Below are 19,659 nucleotides of genomic sequence, written 5' to 3'. Positions count from 1 at the left end.
GTCAGATTGACCTGACAAAGAAAATGAGGAAGAGATTGGCAATAAAAAAGCCCGCTAAAAAGCGGGCTTTAGTGCTAGAGAGGCTGTAGGTTGATTAATACAACTTAGAAGCCGTGGTGACCAACGCCAGGAGCGTCTACACCAATACGTTGTCCAATGTTGTACTGTGGCGTGCCGTCTGGTAGACGATTCGCAGTACGGTAGTTAGACGTATCGCCTGTACCATCACCAACCATGTAGTCAGGGCAATCTTTCATGCAACGTTCGTTTGCGATTACCGGACGGTGATCACAGAAGAAGTTACCTGCGTTACGCATGTACTTGTTTGCTTTCAATAAAGTTTCTGCATTAAAGAACGTATCGTCTTCGATCTGAGTCCCTTCATCATCAAGTGGGATACGGTTCATTTGCAGAATATAACCTGTGATACCCATGTAACCGGCATCACCGATTGCAGATAGGTTAGGTGTCCAGAAAGGCATGGCACGACGGTTATAATCAAATAAAGTCGTGGCATAAGGCCAGTAGTTACCTACGGTCTTAACCGGTGCTGGAGCAGTAATATCAGAGGTTGTTAAAGGTAACTGGTTACCTTCTGAAAGTGGTAAGTAACCTTTCGCACCTTCACCAAACTCACCGTGACAAGTCGCACAGAACTGGATGTACATATCGCCACCTTTCAACACTTCCATGCCTACATCTAGTGGTGGTAAACCATTACCGTCCGCGTCTACGTGGATGCTCCACTTTGACATCGCTGATTCAGCAATTGGCGTACCGTAACCATATGCGGTGAACTTAGTATCAGCATAATAGTTTTCGTTTGCACTTGCGTGAACGTCAACAAAAGCTTCAGGTACTTTACACTGCATGTTACCGTGCGCACCACCGTCGATGGCGTCATCTACTTCAAACGAGTAAGGGTTGCTTGGATCAAACTTAGCAACTAAACGTGCACGGTCATCTTCACCCAAAATGGCTTTAACAACGGCGCCATCTAAGTATTTACCGTCGTTAGCTTCAATGGTTTTTTTCCAATCTTCAGATGGCTTGCCCGACATTGCAAAAGCCACGCCTGAAGCGATCATAGCACCCGTTACAGCCGATGCAATTAGCGTTTTCTTAGAATTGAACATTTTCAATCATGCCTCCGAATTCACTGTTGTGCGCGTGGATTTTCCAAGTTACCATCGCGGTACGGTGGTAAACGTTGTTTGTCCCTTCAATTTCACGCATTTGTGGCATATTTGGCTGTACATAACCGGTTTCATCCGTTGTACGGCTCATCATCAACAACTCACTACCATCCCAGTCGAACTCAAGTTCAAAACGAGTCCAAGCTTTTGGCAATACCGCAGAAGTTAACTTAGCTTCATGCCAGTTACGGCCACCATCAAAGGTAATGTCAACGTGATCAACTTTACCACGACCTGACCATGCAATCCCTTTCGCTACATAACGACCTGGACCTTGCATTTTGAAGTCTGGAGATGGGTAAGTAATTACTGAGTTCGCTTCCATGTACCAAGACATGTTCTGAACCGTACCATCAGGCATTAATTCAGTGTACTTAGAGGTTTCTTCACGGTGCTGTAACGGCACGTTAGAAACTTGGATACGACGTAGGTGTTTAACCCACATGTTCGCTTCACAACCAGGTACAACCAAACGAATTGGGTAACCTTGCTCTGGGCGTAGAGCTTCACCGTTTTGAGCATAAGCAATCATACAATCGTCCATTGCTAGATCGACTGGTACTGAACGAGCCATACCAGATGCGTCTGCACCTTCAGGGATCAACCACTTACCTTCTGGCTTGATACCGGCTTCTTTCAATAGGGTAGATAGACGAACACCTGTCCACTCAACACAAGACATCATACCGTGAGTCCACTGTACAGAGTTCAACTGAACACCTTTCCACTCCATCGCGCCGTTAGCTGGACACTCTGCGAACAAAATACGTGATTCAGAAGGGAAACGCTTTAGGTCATCCATAGTGAAGATCAAAGGACGCTCAACCAAACCGTGAATAACCAAACGGTGGTCATCAGGGTTAATGTTGATACCACCACCATGGTAACGTTCGAAGTGAAGACCGTTTGGTGTGATCATGCCGTGCAAGCTTTGCAGCGGAGTCATGGTGATCGACGCCATAGAGTCAGGCGTTAGCCACTCTAGCGTACGACGCTGAACTTCTTTTTCGAACGGAGATGGCATACCATATGGGTACTGACGTACACCCCAACCTAATGACTTACGAGACATTGGATCGGCTAAAGTATCGGTAATTTCATCACGACCGGCATAAGGCGCGACCGCTTTTTTTGCGTCAAACTTTAAGTCTGATGAAGCTGAAGCGGCTTGTGTAAACATTACGCCACCCGCTACCGCTGCGCCGCCCTTAAGGAACGCGCGACGGCCCTGGTTGCGAGATTCTTCAGTTTGAATCGCAACCTTTTCTACTATTTTATCTGTCATTTTATGCTCCTTGATTGGCATCCTTAACGTGTAACAACACCACAGATTCAAGAGTTACTAGTTTTTTTTATCCAATCGCCAGTAAAAGTGTCCAAAGACGCCTTTTAATCAGTATTTACACCCATTAACTGGCAGCACTTTGTAACCCATACTCACATTGCTGGCCGATTATAATAAACCTTTAAGCTCATTAACTTCAAGCTAAAACATTAGCTAAATTAGCTTTCACTTATATAAATTTTTTATGGGGTGTAATTATATTTCTATTAGTCGGCCGTGCTTTTTTAGCCGACGATTGAGTCCGAACGCCCGACATCAAGCTTCGAGGTGAGTTTATTTTTTGCGTGCACGCGCGTATGATTAACAACAATTTTTAAGCGGAGTCTTCCATGATTGATCGTCAATTTCCCATTACTCGTATGCGCCGAATGCGTGCTGATGATTTTTCACGTCGTTTAATGCGCGAAAACCAACTCACCACCGCCGATCTAATCTACCCCATGTTTGTGATTGAGGGGAATGAAAAGAGAGAGGCGGTGCAATCGATGCCAGGTGTCGAACGCTTAAGCATCGACTTGTTGGTTAAAGAGGTCCGCGAACTGGTCAAGCTCGGTATTCCGATGATTGCAATTTTTCCAGTTGTACCTCAGTCTGGTAAAACCCTGGATGCTGCGGAAGCTTATAATCCAGAAGGGCTCGCCCAACGTGCCGTTCGTGCAGTCAAAGCCGCCTGCCCAGAGCTAGGGGTTATGACCGATGTCGCACTTGACCCGTTTACCACTCATGGCCAAGATGGCATTATTGATGACAAGGGTTATGTATTGAATGACGACACCATTGATGTACTGATGAAACAGGCCTTATCACATGCCGCAGCGGGGGCTGATGTAATTGGCCCATCCGATATGATGGATGGGCGCATTATTGAAATTCGTGATTTGCTAGAAGAAAACGGTCACGTCAACACCCGCATCATGGCTTATTCAGCCAAGTATGCTTCGAGCTATTACGGCCCTTTCCGCGATGCGGTTGGCTCGGCCGCCAATTTAGGCAAAAGCAACAAAGCTAACTACCAAATGGATCCGGCCAACTCAAATGAAGCGCTACATGAGGTCGCCTTGGATATTAATGAAGGCGCCGACATGGTCATGGTTAAACCCGGCCTGCCTTACCTCGATATCGTGCACCGCATTAAAACCGAGTTTAAAGTACCCACCTATGCCTATCATGTAAGCGGCGAATACGCGATGCTAAAAGCCGCCGCGCAAAATGGCTGGCTGGATGAACGCAAAGTCGCGCTCGAAACGCTACTTTGTTTTAAACGCGCTGGCGCAGATGGCATTTTGACCTATTATGCAAAACAAGTTGCACAATGGCTGCACGAAGAAGGCACAGTATGAGTACAGCTGAACCAGTGATTGATCATTATGCCGTCGTGGGTGATCCGATCGCACACTCAAAATCACCCTTAATTCATCGCTTATTTGCCGAACAAACCCAGCAAACCATCACCTATGAAGCGATTCGCATCGACTCGGAAGAAACCCACTTTGCGCGCGAAATCGATTACTTAAAAGCGCATGGCTATAAAGGTATTAATATTACTGTGCCCTATAAACTGGATGCCTTTGAACAAGCCGACGAACTCAGCGAGCGCGCGCAACTGGCTCAAGCCGTTAATACTTATGTATTTAGAGAAGACAGCTCAGTGTATGGTGATAACACTGACGGTATTGGACTGGTAAACGACATTGAACAAAATGGCATGCGTCCTTTTAAAGGTAAGCGCGTATTGATTATTGGCGCGGGTGGCGCCGTGCAAGGCATTTTAAAACCCTTGTTAGATAAGCAACCAGGCCTGGTACATATCGCCAACCGTACCGCAAAACGCGCCGAAGTGTTAGGCCAGCGTTTTGATACCAATGTGCCGATTCATGGTAGCGGTTGGGACGACATTCCAGCCCAGCCTTTCGATATTATCATTAATGGCACCTCTGCCAGCTTGGAAGGAAAACTGCCACCAGTCAGTGAAAAGATCATCGGGACGGATAGCTTGGTTTACGACATGATGTATGCAGCAGAACCCACCGTGTTTTTACAATGGGCTCAACAACATCAACCCAAATGTCAGCGCATGGACGGCTTAGGTATGCTGGTCGGCCAAGCGGCCGAAGCCTTTTATTTATGGCGAGGCATTCACCCAAAAACCAAGCCCGTAATCGAAGAAGTCCGCCGTATGATCCAACAGGCCTAGAGACAGCACCGAGTCACGAAGACAATGAGATTCCTTCACAGTGGGAAAGGGCTAGAGCCTTTGTGACTCAGTGGTTAAATCAATCCTCGGCCGCAAAGTCGTTTTTGAGTTTGACGTAGTGTTGCGCTGAATATTTAAAAAACGCTTTTTCTTCATCGGTAAGCAGGCGCGCTTGTTTGACTGGCGAGCCCACATACAAATACCCGCTTTCCAACAGCTTACCCGGTGGTACTAAACTGTTTGCGCCCACCAATACATGCTTTTGTACTACCGCATTATCTAACACGACCGCCCCCATACCAATCAGGCACTCATCTTCAATAATGCAACCGTGTAACACCGCGTTATGACCCACCGTGACATCACAACCTACAACCGTCTTTGAGCCTTGGCTACGATCCGATTCATGCGTGGTATGCACCACTGCGCCGTCTTGAATGTTTGAGCGTGCACCGATTTTAATATCGTTCACGTCGCCACGCAGCACCGCACACGGCCAAATTCCAACATCTTCAGCCAACTCGCAATGCCCAATCACTTGAGCTGATAGATCAACCCAAGCCGAATCAGCCATTGTTGGCGCGATGCCTTTGTATTTTCTAATTGCCATATTTACCCCTAAGTCCGAATTAATTTTAAGTTATGCTGGCATTATAAATGAGCATACAAGGTTTTAAAAACAAGCCGGGTTAAAGCCACTGAGCAAATCACGGTTTGCTATACTAGGCCGCATTAGCAAAAGATCAGGAACCCAGCGTGGCATTAAAACCAACCATCTATAAATTCAGCATTTCACTTTCTGACATGAATCGCCACCTTTACCAGACTCTAAACCTAACGGTTGCGCAACACCCATCCGAAAATATTGAACGCATGATGACACGCGTATTGGTTTATTGCCTAAACATTGAAGCGGATCAAAATACAAAGCTGGAGTTTACCAAGGGCTTAAGTGCAGTAGATGAGCCTGACCTCTGGGCTAAAACTTTAGACGACCAGCTCATGCTTTGGATTGACCTAGGCGAACCGAGTCTCGAGCGCATCAAAAAAGCCAGCCGCTTAGCGCAAGTCGCTAAAGTCTATACTTTTAACTCCAAATCGGAGGTTTGGTGGTCGCAAAACCAAACCAAACTTCAACCCCTCAAGGTCGATATTATTCAATTTGACTGGTCAGAAATCCAAGCCCTCGCTAAGCTCGCCCAACGTAATATGGCCTTTTCCATCAGCTTAAGCGGTGATTCTGCCTATGTTGCGGCAGAGCTCGGTGACTGCGAACTTCACTGGTCAAGACTTCAAGAGCAAAACACATGAATACTCAACCCAATAATCCTTTACATGGCGTGACACTTGAACAAATCATTTTGCGTTTGGTCGATTATTACGGCTGGATTGGCCTGGGAAATTTGATTAATATCAAGTGCTTCAACAATGATCCGTCCGTTAAATCCAGCCTCAAGTTTTTGCGCAAAACACCTTGGGCGCGGGCACAAGTCGAACAGCTTTATATTGACTCGCTCGACCAACCCAACTTTCAAACCGAACTCTAATTGTCCGCCTAAAAACTAAAAAGCCGACCCTTGATAAACCAAGCACCCGCTTAAAATATAAGCACCAGGCCTGGTGCTTCATCTATCAAACGGTTTCTTTCATTTCGGGTTTAGCTGCCATCATTTGCGCGATGTCTTGCTGAAAATGCAACGACATCTGTGGGAAAGGAATTTCAATTCCTTGATCATCAAATGCTAATTTCACCCGCTCTAATAACTCAAACTTCAGCGGCCAATAATCATCCGTACTCACCCAAGCACGCACGGTAAAGTTGACACTGCTATCGGCTAATTCCGACACCACCACCAAAGACTCCGGCTCTTTTAAAACCCGTTCATCAGCTGCCACAATGTCCTGCAGAATTTGCTTAGCTTTACGCAGGTCGCTGTTGTAGTCAATGCCAAAAATCAAATCTAAACGACGCGTATCACGGGCTGAATAGTTAACTAACGGTTCGGCGTAAATCTGGCCGTTTGGAATCGTAATTTCACGATTATCGGGGGTGCGTAATAGCGTGCTAAACAACATCACCTTTTCAACCATCCCCATGTGCCCAGCGACCTCAACAAAGTCTTCCTCTTTAAAGGGCTGCAGAATAATCAACATCACCCCAGCAGCGAAGTTTTGTAACGAATCTTTTAACGCCAAACCGACCGCCAAACTGCCCGCCGCCAATACTGCAACGAGTGACGTCGTATCAAATCCTAGCTGACTTAATACCGCAATAATCAGCAGCACAAATAACAAGGAGCGCATCACTTGCTGAGTAAACTCAACCAAAATCACCTTGACTTGAAAACGTGTTAACACCTTACCTAACACTTTATGAATCACACTAATTACAATGCGACCCACAAAAAAGATGATAAATGCAATCGCGATATTAATGCCCCAAGGTATTAAATAGCTCTGGGTGAGTTCAACCAAATCAAGCTTATTCATTAGGTTTTCAAACATGATGCACTCTTTATTGTTAATCTAAAATTGCATTCTAACAACGGCTTGACGTATAACGCCACTATTTATAATGCGCCGAATATTGTAGAATGGTTGATCACAGATTAAAACTCTTTGGGAAAGCTGCTCTGGCTTTCTGAAAATGAACTAATTTTAGAGGTAGCCTCATGGCACGCGTAACCGTTGAAGATTGCTTATTGCATGTTGAAAATCGTTTTGAATTGGTACTGGTCGCTTCTAAGCGCGCCCGTCAACTTGGGAATGGTGCAGAACCAACTTTAGCTTGGGAAAATGACAAGCCAACTGTTGTGGCTTTGCGTGAACTCGCTGAACAGCTTGTTGACCCACAAACTATTCTAGCTGACCCAGATACCCCACCGTTTTTCCAATAAGCTTTAGGTGTCGCTATGCCCACACCTAACTCATTAGAAGGCTTAATTGAAAAAGCAGAGCGCTATCTAAACGCCGAGCAAATTCAACAAATCCAAGCCGCTTTTGAGTTTGGGGCCCTAGCGCACGCAGGCCAAACCCGCAAGGCGGGTGGGGCTTATATTTGGCACCCCGTCGCGGTCGCCGAAATTCTCGCTGAAATCCAACTCGATCACGAAAGTCTCATCGCCGCTATTTTGCACGATGTCATCGAAGATACCCCCTACACCAAACAAGATATTATCGACCGTTTTGGCGAACGTGTCGCTGAAATGATTGACGGTGTCACCAAGCTCGGCAAACTCGCCTTCGATACCCCACAAGAAGCGCAAGCCGAAAACTTCCGTAAAATGATGCTCGCTATGTCGCGCGACATCCGCGTGATTTTAATTAAGCTCGCAGACCGTTTGCACAACATGCGAACACTCGGTGTCATGCGTCCGGACAAACAGCGTCGAATTGCCCGCGAAACTTTAGATATTTACGCCCCCATCGCCGCCAGATTAGGCATTAACTCCTTCCGTATAGAGCTTGAAGATCTGGGCTTTAGGGCCATGTATCCGTTACGTTTCAGCGCGCTCGAAAAAGCCGTCAAAAAAGCACGCGGCAATCGTAAAGAAGTGGTCGAACAAATCACCGAAGCCCTGCAAACTCGTTTGAAACAAGAAGGCTTTAAAGCCGAAGTAATCGGGCGCGAAAAACATTTATTCAGTCTGTATAAAAAAATGCGCAAAAAACGCCTATCGTTTGAAGAAGTGTTAGATATTTTCGCCTTCCGCGTCATAGTCGAAACCGTCGACGATTGTTACCGTGCGCTCGGCTTGGTGCATTCTTTATACAAACCGCTGCCGGGCAAGTTTAAAGACTATATTGCCATCCCCAAACCAAACGGCTACCAATCCTTACATACCTTGCTGTTTGGACCATATGGTGTGCATATTGAAGTTCAAATTCGCAGTGAAGTCATGCACAAGGTATCTGAGCACGGCATCGCCGCCCACTGGCATTATAAAGAAGCCAATGCCAACGAATCGAATCCGTCACCGGTCGATGTACGTGCGCAAGAGTGGGTGCGTAACCTGCTCGAAATTCAGCAAAGCGCCGGGAACTCACTCGACTTTTTAGAGAACGTCAAAATCGACTTGTTCCCAGATGTGATTTACGTGTTTACACCACAGGGCGAAATTATAACGCTGCCCAAAAACGCGACCGCCGTTGATTTTGCTTATGCCGTGCATACTAATTTGGGGCATGCTTGTGTGGGTTGTCGCATTGACCGCCAGCTTGTGCCCTTGCGTAGCGTGTTGGAAAGTGGTCAAACCGTCGAGATTATTAAGTCCAAAGAAATCCAGCCCAACCCAACTTGGCTTAACTTTGTCACCACGGCCAAAGCGCGCTCACAAATTCGTCATTTCCTAAAAAATCAGCATTCTCAATCCGCCACCGACTTAGGGCAACGCCTGTTAACCAAAGCCATGCGAATTCACAACATGGCCTATTCCGGTTTAAGTGAAGAATTGATTGCGAAACTCGTACAGGACTTGAACTTAGAAAATTGGGATCAGTTATTAGAAGAGATTGGTTTGGGTCAGCGCATGGCCGGCTTAGTTTCTAAACAAATTCACGACAATCTGCTCGGCAAAGACGACCATATTATTAGCGAAAAAGGCCAGCATCAACCACTTGCGATTTCCGGTACCGAAGGCTTGGTCGTCAACTACGCCCAATGCTGCCACCCGATTCCAGGCGATGAAATTATCGGCTTTATTTCTACAGGCAAAGGTTTGGTGATTCACCGCCACGACTGTAAAAACGTCAAACACTTCCAAAACCAGCCCGATAAATGGTTGGATGTCGACTGGGATCCAAATAGTCAAGAATTGTTTGCGGTCGAAATCCAAGTTGAAACTAAAAATCAGCGTGGCGCCTTGGCCTTAATCGCCTCTGAGATCGCCAATACCAAAACCGATATCGAACGTGTACGTTCTGAAGATAAAGACGAAACCTATAGCGTGATGAACTTTGTCATACTGGTGCGCAATCGCGATCATCTAAACGAGCTATTACGTCACTTGCGCCGCATTCCGATTATTGAAAAGGCACAACGCGTATTTACCTAGTAAACTAGGAAAACCTAACCCGTTTAATATTCCAATTTAAAGGAAACTATCATGCGTGAAATCATCTCAACACCCAATGCTCCTGCCGCAATCGGCACTTATTCACAAGCCGTGCGCGTAGGTGACACCGTGTATTTGTCGGGCCAGATTGCTTTAATCCCGGAAACCATGCAACTGGCCGAAGGCGATATTAGCGAACGTATCCACCAGGTATTTAAAAACCTAAGTGCGGTCTGCGAGGCGGCGGGCGGATCACTACAAGATATTGCAAAATTAAACATTTTCTTAACCGATATGGCGCATTTCGCGACCGTTAACGACATTATGGCGCAATATTTTGAACAACCTTACCCAGCACGTGCCGCGGTCGCAGTTAAGCAATTGCCGAAAGATACCGATGTTGAAATGGATGGCGTGATGGCGCTGTCGCATTACTAAACCTCTGCGTTTCACGGCCTGATTATGCTAGAGCAAATGCATGTCACCAGCCTCAAAGGGGTAGGTGACAAACAAGCTGAGAAACTCGAAAAACTCGGTTTGCGGGTCGTGCAGGATTTACTGTTTCACCTGCCGTTACGTTATCAAGACAAAACCAAACTCACCTCGCTAGACGAAGCGATTATTGGCCAAGAAATTCAAATCGAAGCCGAAATTACCTCGCAACGCCTAACCCCCGGACGTCGCCCCACTTTAATGGTGCAAGCACGGGATACCAGCGGTCATTCGATTGGTTTGCGGTTTTTCCATTTTCATCCCAGTCAAGCCCGCCAATTTAAACGCGGTGAATTTGTGCGCGCTTTTGCCGAATTACGTTCTGGACCAAATGGTCTGGAAATGGTGCATCCCCAATATCAAATTTTTACCCATACGCCGCCTGCGCTAGATGACACTTTAACCCCGGTTTACCCCACTACTGAAGGCCTAGGACAAGCGAGTTTGGTCAAACTCATTAAACAAGCCATTACCCTGCTCAAACAATATCCGCTCGCCGAAGGTTTAGATTTGGATTGGCTTAAAACTCGACAACTGCCAGCCATCAATCAAGCCTTATTAACCTTGCACCAACCGCAACCAGATGATGACTTGGGTCAAATCAAACGTTTTGAGCACCCGGCGCAACAGCGTTTAATTGTTGAAGAACTGGTGACCCAACAAGTCAGCCTGTTTTTAATGCGTCAACAACAGGAACGCCGTTACGCGCCGCAGTTTGGCGACAGCCCAAGCGCTCAGCGTTTATTGGCTCAGTTACCTTTCAGCTTAACTGGCGCGCAACAGCGGGTTTGGCAACAGATTCAGCAGGATTTAAGTCGCGATCATCCGATGCAACGTTTAATTCAGGGTGATGTGGGTTCGGGCAAAACCATTGTCGCCGCCTTAGCCGCGTTACAAGCCGCCGATGCCGGTTATCAAGTCGCGATTATGGCGCCCACTGAAATTCTGGCCGAACAGCACCGCAACCATTTTTGTGAATGGTTAGAACCGCTAGGGATCGAAGTCGCTTGGTTAAACGGACGCTTAAAAACCGCCGAAAAACGCGATATGCTGGAAAAGATCACACAAGGGCAAGCTAAAATCGCCGTCGGTACACACGCCCTGTTTCAAGAGTCGGTGCAATTTAATCAACTCGGCTTGGTCATTATTGATGAACAACACCGATTCGGGGTTCACCAACGTTTATCCCTAAACCAAAAAGCCCAAAGCGAGACCAAAGACTTTGCGCCGCACCAACTCACCATGACCGCCACGCCGATTCCACGCACCCTTGCGATGACCGCTTATGGTGACTTGGATATTTCGGTGATTGACGAGCTGCCACCCGGTCGCCAACCAATTGATACCGCGGTACTCAACAACCACAAACGTCAAGAAGTCATGGCGCATTTGTACCACCAATGCCAGCAAGGCGTGCAAGCCTATTGGGTTTGTCCGCTGATTGATGAATCCGAAGCCTTAGACGCGCAAGCCGCGCAAACCACCTACGATGAATTCAAACAACTTTGGCCGGATATGCGGGTCGGTTTGATTCACGGACGTTTAAAAAGCGCCGAAAAACAAAGTATCATGCAGCAGTTTAGCGACCACCATCTTGATTTATTAGTCGCCACCACCGTAATCGAAGTGGGCGTAAACGTGCCCAATGCCAGCTTAATGATTATTGAAAATGCCGAACGTCTCGGGCTAGCGCAACTTCACCAATTACGTGGTCGGGTGGGGCGTGGCGCGAAAAAAAGTCACTGTGTTTTGCTTTACCAAGCCCCGCTTTCCGCCACCGCCAAAGCGCGTTTGCAAATTATGCGTGAAACCAACGATGGCTTTTTAATTGCCGAAGAAGATTTACGCATTCGCGGCCCGGGCGAAGTGCTCGGCACACGCCAAACCGGTGGGTTGCAATTACGCATTGCCGATATCCAGCGCGACCAAGCCTGGATTGAACCGGCACAAACGGCCGCGCACGATTTACTGCGTTTGGCTGCAAGCGACCCTGAACGCATCAACTTATTACAACAACGCTGGATCGGAACCAAAGTAGAATACAAACATGCCTAATCCACGTTTACCTAAAAATTGGATAACCTCGAGATTTATCCAGCGCCTTACGCGCGAACCTAACTACCAGGCCTGGTTGTTGGATAAAACCTCGCTCACGCAAAAACTGCGCGCACGCTGTGAGGATTTTCAGGTCGAACTCATTTTCGAAGGTTACGCCACGCCTTTGCTCGACGAAGCCCAGCGTTTAAACCTGGCGCCACACCACCAGGTCTGGTTGCGTACGGTTTGTTTAATCGGCCAAAACCAACCGATTGTTTACGCACGAAGCGTCATTCCACATTTCGATCAGCAGAATCCTTGGTGGTCGTTAAAACAACTAGGCGATCAACCGCTGGGGGAAATCCTGTTTAGCCGAACCGACCTCAACCGCAGTGAATTTGAATTTTGCCAAGCCGATTGGCCACAAATCAACGCGCCGCAAAAATTCGCGCGCCGTTGCAGCTTCGAACAAGACCACGCGCCTTTACTGCTGACCGAAGTATTTGTAAACTGGCCGACTTATGCGTGAATCTATCGAAACTCAAGCGCTTGAAGTGCTCAAGCGCGTCTTTGGCTATCGCCAATTTCGCCCCCAACAACTCGACATTATTTGTGATTTAGTCGAAGGCCGCGACAACTTTGTGCTGATGCCCACCGGCGGCGGCAAATCCTTGTGTTACCAAGTACCGGCGTTTTTGCGCCCCGGCACCGCAATTGTGGTTTCGCCCTTAATCGCACTCATGCAAGATCAGGTCGCCGCCTTGCAAGCCAATGGCGTGGCCGCGCAAATGCTTAACTCCAGCCAAGACCCAGAAACGGCCGAACAAGTGATTCGACAGCTCCACAATGGCGAACTCGAATTGCTGTATGTCTCCCCCGAACGTTTATTAATGAACGGGTTTTTAGCCCAACTGCAACGCATACCGATTGCAATATTTGCCATCGACGAAGCTCATTGCGTATCACAATGGGGTCACCAATTTCGGCCAGAATACAGTCAAATCGGCTCATTACGCCAACGATTTACGAATGTTCCGTTTATCGCCTTAACCGCCACCGCCGACCAAACCACTCAAGCCGACATTCTGCAACAGCTTCAATTTCACGACCCAAAAATTCACTTAGGCAGCTTTGATCGCCCCAACATTCGCTACAACGTAATGGAAAAACAGCAGCCGTTTAACCAACTGTTGGGCTTTCTAAAACAACAAAAAGGCGAAGCCGGCATTATCTACGCTTTAAGCCGCAAACGCGTGGACGACATCGCCAACAAACTCGCCGCCGAAGGTTTTTCGGTGGGCGCATATCATGCCGGTTTAAACGCGAAAACACGCCATCAAGTGCATCATGATTTTCTGCACGATCAAGTGGATATTGTGGTCGCCACCGTCGCGTTTGGCATGGGCATCGACAAACCCAATGTGCGGTTTGTGGTGCATTATGATGTGCCTAAAAACATCGAAGGCTACTATCAAGAAACGGGCCGCGCCGGACGCGACGGCTTGCCATCTCAAGCCCTGCTGTTATTTGGCATGCAAGACGTCAGCACCGCGCGCCAATTTGTCGAAAACGTCAGCAACGAAGACCAACGCCGCCTTGAAACCTTCAAGCTCAATAGTATGGTGAGTTTTGCCGAAGCCCAAACTTGTCGGCGCAATGTATTGCTTAACTACTTTGGCGAATCCAATACCCAACCCTGCGGCAATTGCGATGTATGTTTAAACCCACCCGAATTATTTGACGCCACCGAAGCCGCGCAAAAAGCGCTGTCTTGCGTGTACCGCCTTAATCAAGGTTTTGGTGTTAAACACGTGATCGACGTATTACGCGGGCTCGACAACGAACGCATTCGACAATTCCAACACGACCAACTCAGCACCTACGGCATAGGCAAAGACCTAAGCGCACACCAATGGAACAGCATTATTCGCCAACTGATCCATCTGGGTTACCTGTTTCAAGACTTGCAACATTACTCGGTGCTCAAACTCACCGAGCTATCCGGCTCGCTGCTAAAAGGTCAGCAACCGATTCAACTTGCGATGCCCAAAAAAGAAGCGCCCGCTAAACGCGCCAAAAACGATCGCGCCAATGCACTAAACCCCGCCGACCAAAAACTGTTTGAAGACCTACGCGACCTGCGCAAACAACTCGCCGAGGAGCAGAATGTACCGGCTTATGTGGTGTTTGGGGATATTAGTTTGTTGGACATGGCACAAAAACGCCCCCAAACCGAAGACGAGTTTTTAGAAGTCAGCGGCGTCGGCCAAGCCAAACTAGAACGCTACGGCGAAGTCTTCCTAACCAGAATCCGCGCCCAATAGCACCAGGTCTGGTGACTGTTTTATTTGTTTTTTCGTACATAAATCAAGTTATTTATTCTGATTAAACAATGCCACTATTGCGTCAATATTAGCGACAGTAGCGCCAAAAAAACCCGCAACTAAGGCGGGCTTTTTAAGCGTCGCTGGAAGGTTTTAGCCTTTTAGCATGGCATATAGCTGATCTTTCAACACTAGGCGTTGCTTTTTCAGGTCTTCCATTGTTTCGTCAGCCACAGGGGATTCCTGCTTTTCCAAAGCTTCGATCTTAGTGGTCGCTTGATCATATTCTTCAAATAGCTTTTTAAAATGCGCATCGTTCATTTTTAGTTCGTGAATGCGTTCTTTAAATTCTGGAAACTCATGTGCCAGGTCGTGGTGTCCTAGAGGCATACTGCTAACTCCTTATTAAAATGAAACCTTAGTTCGTGTTTTTCAACCCCTTAATCATAACGTCAAGCATGAAACCAGAGCAAGACAAATGAGTCTGCAAAACTTATTCCCCCAGTTTTTCTTGTTAAAACATGATTTAACCTTTAATTTTGAATTATTTTGCCCTATCGCCGTGCTAGCATATTTATCTTAGATCGGTGCAATCGGCTGTTTGTGACAGCTTCGCGTTCCGGGACACATAACACCATTAATCTCTTAGGAGTTGATTATGAAGTTCACTCAAAGCTTTACAAAAAGTCTGTTCGTTTTATTGGCGGCCTCTTGGTCTTTGGGCGCGATAGCGAATCAGGACAACGCTCAAATCATGGTCAGCGATGTCGGTTTTTCGACACCTGAATCGGTTGAGTATTATGCGGATAAAGATGTCTATTTAGTTTCCAACATCAATGGCAGTCCGTTCGAAGCTGACGACAATGGTTTTATCTCTAAACTCAGCCCGGAAGGCGAAGTAATTGACCTTAAATGGATTGATGGCGCCAGCGACAAGGTTCAGTTACACGCCCCCAAAGGCATGACGATTATTGGCAATAAACTGTTTGTGGCTGACATTACACAAATCCAAGTGTTTGAACTGCCAAGTGGTAAGCAACTCTCGACCATTGATGTTAAGGGCAGCAGCTTCTTAAATGGGATTGACGCCGGCGATGGCAATCATGTCTATGTAACGGATACCGGCATGAAACCTGGGTTTGAGTCGTCTGGTACGGATGCGATTTTTAAAGTTTCAGAAAATGGCCAGGTCGAGACGATTTTGAAAGACCCTAAAATGGGCCAGCCAAACGGCATTATTTATGAAAACGGCGATCTTTACGTGGTGTTTTTCAGCTCGGCTAGAATCATCAAAATTGATAACAAGGGCGACATCACAGAAATGCCTCAACCCTTCGGTGCAAGATTAGACGGCCTTGTAAAATTACCGGATGGTAGCATCGCTATGTCGAGCTGGGAAAGCTCGTCGATTGAAGTCTTTAAAGATGGTGGCTACGATACCATTGCTGAGTTCTTAAACTCACCAGCAGATATGGATGTCGACACCAAACGTAACCGTTTGCTGATTCCGTTGTTTAACGAAGACAAGGTATTGATTTTACCGCTGTAAAATCGGTTTAAATTAAAGCGTTTATTCAACACCCTTCAATCAACACGCCGCTTTCGGTGTTTTGTTGGAGGGTTTAAAGCACCAGGCCTGGCACTTAATTAACCTCTCACTTCACAAAAACCCCAATAAAATCAAACGCCCGCCTGCAAAACCCTTACAATACGCCCATTCAACTCAATCTGCTTAGTGCACGCGCTCCAAGCCATAAGGACACAACCTTGACTGCCACACCTGCGTTTTCAACTCTCGATTTACACCCCGACCTACTCAGCAACCTGGATAGCTTGGGCTATCACCAGCTTACCGAAATTCAGACACAAAGCTTACCCCCGATTTTGGCGGGGCAAGATGTGATTGCGCAGGGCAAAACCGGCTCGGGAAAAACCGCCGCTTTTGGCTTGGGTTTATTACAAGCGCTCGACCCTAAAAGCTTTCAAGTGCAAGCGTTGGTGCTATGCCCAACTCGCGAACTCGCCGACCAGGTGGCAGAAGAAATCCGTCGCCTAGCGCGCCGTTTAAGCAATATAAAAGTGCTGACCTTGTGCGGCGGTCAATCTATTGGCGCGCAGTTAAGCTCGTTGCAGCAAGGCGCGCATATTATTGTGGGCACGCCGGGGCGAATTGAAGAACATTTACGCAAACAAACGCTCAAAATGGACGAGTTAAAAATCCTGGTATTAGACGAAGCCGACCGTATGCTGGATATGGGTTTTCAACCATCGTTAGATGCGATTTGTGAACAACTACCAACCCCGCGCCAAACCCTATTGTTTAGCGCGACCTTTCCTAGCCAAATTGAGAAAATCAGCGAACGCATCATGCAAACGCCGGTGCGGATTCAAGTGCAATCGCAACACGACCATGCCAGCATCGCGCAGCATTTTTATCAAGTTGACACACCTGAACAACGTCTGACTGCGTTGCGATTGTTGTTGTTAAAAAATCGTCCAGAGTCGAGTGTGGTGTTTTGTAACACTAAAAAAGACGCGCAAATGGTGGCGGATTCCTTATTACAAGTTGGCTTTAGCGCGCAAGCGTTACATGGCGATTTAGAACAACGCGACCGCGATCAAACCCTAATTCAGTTTGCCAACAAAAGCATCGCCGTATTGGTCGCCACCGATGTGGCCGCGCGCGGTTTGGATATTGAAGCCTTAGACGCCGTGATTAACTTTCACCTAGCACACGATCCCGAAGTGCATGTTCACCGTATCGGGCGCACCGGCCGAGCCGGAAGCAAAGGTGTCGCCGCCAGTTTAATTAGCGACAAAGAAAGCTATAAGGTTGCCGTGTTAGCGGAATATTTAGATCAAGAAATTGTCGCCGAACCGCTGCCGGATTTAAGCGTTTTAAAGCAACCCCCGCTGCAAGCCAATATGATCACCATCCAAATTGACGGTGGCAAAAAACAAAAGCTTCGCCCAGGTGATATTTTGGGTGCGTTAACCGCCAATCAACAGTTAACAGGCGAACAAATCGGCAAAATCAAAATCGCCGACATACGCGCATACGTCGCCGTAGACCGCAAAATCGCCAAACTCGCGCTCAAACAAATCAGCGCCGGAAAACTAAAAGGCAAAAACTTCCGCGCCCGGATTTTAACAAGCTAATCCAAACGTCAGAATCATCACAAGAGAACGGATTTTTCTATTCGTTTTCATGTGATACAACAACGTAAGCTTCGCCCTCATGATCAACGGTCACATTAAAATTAATAGGGCGGCAACAGACCTCACAGTCTTCAATATAGTCTTGTTGCGGAATGGAGCAGTCAATAACGGCTTCGATGGTCTCGCCACAGTAAGGACACTGCACTTCTTTGGTAACGATCAGTTGCATAAAAGCGAATAAGCTCCCGTATTTTATAAATTACGTATTCAAAACCTTCATCTTAGGCTCAATTTTCTTTACCTTGAATAACACCAGGCCTGGTTGTTTAATTATGATTTTTCACTTGCTTGTTGGGCTGCGTGGTGAGCGACAGCAAACGCCTTGCTTTCGTCGTGCTCATATTCCTTATACGCATTATTGAAGGCTTTAAGAAATGCTTTTTTCTGGTGCGCGGTATAATTTTTAACTTGTTCTTTTGGCAGATCGCTAATGGATTTATATGGCATAACGCGTCTCCTATTTATTACTGGGTTTGTACTAATAGTCCGAATCAACCGTGACTTAATTAAAACATATTCATTAGCCTAAATAATTTGAACTCACTCTTTTAAAGAGTAATATCAATAGTATGCCCTGTTGGTTTGGTGGATTGATAGTGCGTTTATACCATTCACTTCGGGGGTCTTTATCTACGAAGGAGGTTTTATGTCTACAGAATATACCGATAAAGTGGCCGTGATTACGGGCGCAAGTTCTGGGATTGGGTTTGCTACCGCACAGGCGTTTGCTAAGCAGGGCGCTAAGGTTGTGATTGCTGATGTGCAGGTGCAAAAAGGTGAACAAGCGGTTGCGGAACTCAAGAAAATGGGCGCAGAAGCGATGTTTGTTAAAACCGATGTGTCCGATTCTAAACAAATCGAAAACATGATCGCACACACGCTGAGCACTTATCAGCGTTTGGATTTTGCGATTAATAACGCGGGCATTGATGGTGATCGCGCGCCGACCGCCGATTGCACCGAGCAAAATTGGGATCGAGTGATTGATATCAATTTGAAAGGTGTGTGGCTGTGCATGAAAAACCAAATCCCGCAGATGGTTAAACAAGGCAGCGGTTGCATTGTGAATATCTCGTCAATTGCCGGTGTAGTTGGGTTTCAGAATGTGCCCGCTTATTGCGCATCGAAAGGCGGCGTGATCCAGCTCACCAAAACCGCCGCGCTTGAATACGCTAAACAAGGTGTGCGCATTAACGCCGTGTGTCCGGGTGTGATTAAAACCCCAATGGTGGCAGGCGTATTTGAGAAAGACCCTAAGATGGAAGAAGCTTTAAATGCAGGCACGCCGATTGGTCGATTAGGTTCGCCAGAAGAAATTGCCTCGGCGATTATGTGGCTGTGTTCTGATCACGCGGGCTTTATGAATGGCCAGCCTTTAATTATGGATGGTGGCTGGACAGCTCAATAGAACTTTATTTTTTAGCCAGTCATCCTGTGCCAAGTCGAAGGATCTTTTAACCGCTTGGGAGATTCTTCTGAGTTTTTGTTGTCTTTGGGTGTATCACACACCACGCCACAGGCAACACATTCACCACGCGCATTTTTAAACATTGGGCAAAAACCGCTAAAACTTGCCTGAATCGCATTCGCAGCCATGGCTAACGCAATCCAAAAAATCCAGTTTTGGGTTAAATCAATTTGGCCTAAAAAATGCGCCACAATAACTAACACCACCATCATAATCGCGAAAAATCGTAATGGTCGATTGCCTCTTACAACGCTACTCATGGTCTTTTCTCCTATATTTGATTTTGGTTATATTACAAACATCACGCGGTTTCAGCAAGCGGTCATTCGC

At 46.9% G+C, this 19,659-nt stretch carries 21 protein-coding genes; 13 read left to right on the top strand and 8 right to left on the bottom strand.

Annotated elements, in window-relative coordinates; genetic code table 11:
* Nucleotides 1-104: 104 nt before the first annotated feature.
* Together N746_RS0101370 and soxC are read right to left on the bottom strand one after the other, a co-directional pair.
* Nucleotides 105-1,136 (bottom strand): c-type cytochrome, encoded by a 1,032-nt coding sequence (locus N746_RS0101370; RefSeq protein ID WP_029933572.1) that lies wholly within the window; start codon nt 1,134-1,136, stop codon nt 105-107.
* Complete coding sequence (soxC, locus tag N746_RS0101365) at nt 1,123-2,481, bottom strand: sulfite dehydrogenase (RefSeq protein ID WP_029933571.1); 1,359 nt, start codon at nt 2,479-2,481, stop codon at nt 1,123-1,125. Before soxC ends, N746_RS0101370 begins: the two co-directional genes overlap by 14 nt.
* A 389-nt stretch (nt 2,482-2,870) precedes the next feature.
* On the opposite strand from soxC, the gene hemB reads away from it, so the two are divergent.
* Together hemB and aroE are read left to right on the top strand one after the other, a co-directional pair.
* The gene (gene hemB / locus N746_RS0101360) at nt 2,871-3,881 is read left to right on the top strand and encodes a porphobilinogen synthase (protein WP_029933570.1); all 1,011 of its coding nucleotides are present in this window, start codon (nt 2,871-2,873) and stop codon (nt 3,879-3,881) included.
* The gene (gene aroE, locus N746_RS0101355; RefSeq protein WP_038125820.1) at nt 3,878-4,735 is read left to right on the top strand and encodes a shikimate dehydrogenase; all 858 of its coding nucleotides are present in this window, start codon (nt 3,878-3,880) and stop codon (nt 4,733-4,735) included. The genes hemB and aroE overlap by 4 nt, the downstream gene beginning before the upstream one ends.
* Before the next feature lie 79 nt (nt 4,736-4,814).
* On the opposite strand, the gene N746_RS0101350 is transcribed toward aroE, so the two are convergent.
* Nucleotides 4,815-5,345 carry a gamma carbonic anhydrase family protein gene (locus tag N746_RS0101350; RefSeq protein WP_029933568.1) on the bottom strand — a complete coding sequence of 177 codons (531 nt, stop codon included), beginning with the start codon at nt 5,343-5,345 and terminating at the stop codon, nt 4,815-4,817.
* A gap of 146 nt (nt 5,346-5,491) precedes the next feature.
* Here N746_RS0101350 and N746_RS0101345 point away from each other — a divergent pair, with 146 nt between their 5' ends.
* Together N746_RS0101345 and N746_RS0101340 are read left to right on the top strand one after the other, a co-directional pair.
* The gene (locus N746_RS0101345) at nt 5,492-6,046 is read left to right on the top strand and encodes a YaeQ family protein (RefSeq protein ID WP_029933567.1); all 555 of its coding nucleotides are present in this window, start codon (nt 5,492-5,494) and stop codon (nt 6,044-6,046) included.
* Nucleotides 6,043-6,282, top strand: a complete 240-nt coding sequence (locus N746_RS0101340) for a VF530 family protein (protein ID WP_029933566.1) — start codon at nt 6,043-6,045, stop codon at nt 6,280-6,282. The genes N746_RS0101345 and N746_RS0101340 overlap by 4 nt, the downstream gene beginning before the upstream one ends.
* Nucleotides 6,283-6,367: 85 nt before the next feature.
* Here the strand turns inward: N746_RS0101340 and N746_RS0101335 are convergent, their stop codons facing one another.
* Complete coding sequence (locus tag N746_RS0101335; RefSeq protein WP_029933565.1) at nt 6,368-7,240, bottom strand: mechanosensitive ion channel family protein; 873 nt, start codon at nt 7,238-7,240, stop codon at nt 6,368-6,370.
* A gap of 167 nt (nt 7,241-7,407) precedes the next feature.
* Between N746_RS0101335 and rpoZ the strand changes: the two genes are divergently transcribed.
* From rpoZ to recQ, 6 genes are read left to right on the top strand one after another with little or no spacing between them, the layout of a single operon-like run.
* The gene (rpoZ, locus tag N746_RS0101330; protein ID WP_029933564.1) at nt 7,408-7,632 is read left to right on the top strand and encodes a DNA-directed RNA polymerase subunit omega; all 225 of its coding nucleotides are present in this window, start codon (nt 7,408-7,410) and stop codon (nt 7,630-7,632) included.
* Between the two features lie 15 nt (nt 7,633-7,647).
* Nucleotides 7,648-9,789 (top strand): RelA/SpoT family protein, encoded by a 2,142-nt coding sequence (locus N746_RS0101325; RefSeq protein WP_029933563.1) that lies wholly within the window; start codon nt 7,648-7,650, stop codon nt 9,787-9,789.
* Nucleotides 9,790-9,840: 51 nt separating this feature from the next.
* Nucleotides 9,841-10,227 carry a RidA family protein gene (locus tag N746_RS0101320; RefSeq protein ID WP_029933562.1) on the top strand — a complete coding sequence of 129 codons (387 nt, stop codon included), beginning with the start codon at nt 9,841-9,843 and terminating at the stop codon, nt 10,225-10,227.
* A 24-nt stretch (nt 10,228-10,251) separates the two neighbouring features.
* On the top strand, nt 10,252-12,336 hold the full coding sequence (gene recG / locus N746_RS0101315) for an ATP-dependent DNA helicase RecG (RefSeq protein ID WP_029933561.1): 2,085 nt from the start codon (nt 10,252-10,254) through the stop codon (nt 12,334-12,336).
* A complete protein-coding gene (locus N746_RS0101310; protein WP_051678438.1) occupies nt 12,329-12,847 on the top strand; it encodes a chorismate--pyruvate lyase family protein in 519 nt (172 codons plus the stop codon). Before recG ends, N746_RS0101310 begins: the two co-directional genes overlap by 8 nt.
* Nucleotides 12,840-14,642 (top strand): DNA helicase RecQ, encoded by a 1,803-nt coding sequence (recQ, locus tag N746_RS0101305; RefSeq protein ID WP_029933559.1) that lies wholly within the window; start codon nt 12,840-12,842, stop codon nt 14,640-14,642. Before N746_RS0101310 ends, recQ begins: the two co-directional genes overlap by 8 nt.
* A 153-nt stretch (nt 14,643-14,795) precedes the next feature.
* Here the strand turns inward: recQ and N746_RS0101300 are convergent, their stop codons facing one another.
* Nucleotides 14,796-15,032, bottom strand: coding sequence for an HP1242/YdcH family protein (locus N746_RS0101300; protein ID WP_029933558.1), 237 nt, complete (start codon nt 15,030-15,032; stop codon nt 14,796-14,798).
* A gap of 268 nt (nt 15,033-15,300) precedes the next feature.
* Here N746_RS0101300 and N746_RS0101295 point away from each other — a divergent pair, with 268 nt between their 5' ends.
* Nucleotides 15,301-16,191: an NHL repeat-containing protein gene (locus N746_RS0101295; RefSeq protein WP_051678437.1), complete on the top strand. Its 891-nt coding sequence runs from the start codon at nt 15,301-15,303 to the stop codon at nt 16,189-16,191.
* Between the two features lie 218 nt (nt 16,192-16,409).
* Nucleotides 16,410-17,801 (top strand): ATP-dependent RNA helicase DbpA, encoded by a 1,392-nt coding sequence (gene dbpA / locus N746_RS0101290; RefSeq protein ID WP_029933556.1) that lies wholly within the window; start codon nt 16,410-16,412, stop codon nt 17,799-17,801.
* Nucleotides 17,802-17,838: 37 nt separating this feature from the next.
* On the opposite strand, the gene N746_RS0101285 is transcribed toward dbpA, so the two are convergent.
* Entirely contained in the window at nt 17,839-18,030 is a 192-nt protein-coding gene (locus N746_RS0101285; protein ID WP_029933555.1) for a CPXCG motif-containing cysteine-rich protein, read from the bottom strand.
* A gap of 101 nt (nt 18,031-18,131) precedes the next feature.
* On the bottom strand, nt 18,132-18,308 hold the full coding sequence (locus N746_RS0101280; RefSeq protein ID WP_029933554.1) for a cation transport regulator: 177 nt from the start codon (nt 18,306-18,308) through the stop codon (nt 18,132-18,134).
* Between the two features lie 199 nt (nt 18,309-18,507).
* Between N746_RS0101280 and N746_RS0101275 the strand changes: the two genes are divergently transcribed.
* The gene (locus N746_RS0101275; RefSeq protein ID WP_029933553.1) at nt 18,508-19,269 is read left to right on the top strand and encodes an SDR family oxidoreductase; all 762 of its coding nucleotides are present in this window, start codon (nt 18,508-18,510) and stop codon (nt 19,267-19,269) included.
* 11 nt (nt 19,270-19,280) lie between these two features.
* Here the strand turns inward: N746_RS0101275 and N746_RS0101270 are convergent, their stop codons facing one another.
* Nucleotides 19,281-19,589, bottom strand: a complete 309-nt coding sequence (locus tag N746_RS0101270; RefSeq protein WP_156018225.1) for a DUF2892 domain-containing protein — start codon at nt 19,587-19,589, stop codon at nt 19,281-19,283.
* Nucleotides 19,590-19,659: the final 70 nt, after the last annotated feature.

It is taken from the genome of Thiomicrospira pelophila DSM 1534 (assembly GCF_000711195.1).
Taxonomy (GTDB): domain Bacteria; phylum Pseudomonadota; class Gammaproteobacteria; order Thiomicrospirales; family Thiomicrospiraceae; genus Thiomicrospira; species Thiomicrospira pelophila.
Note: the sequence above shows the minus strand (reverse complement) of the source record. Positions and strands in the feature narration are given on the sequence as shown.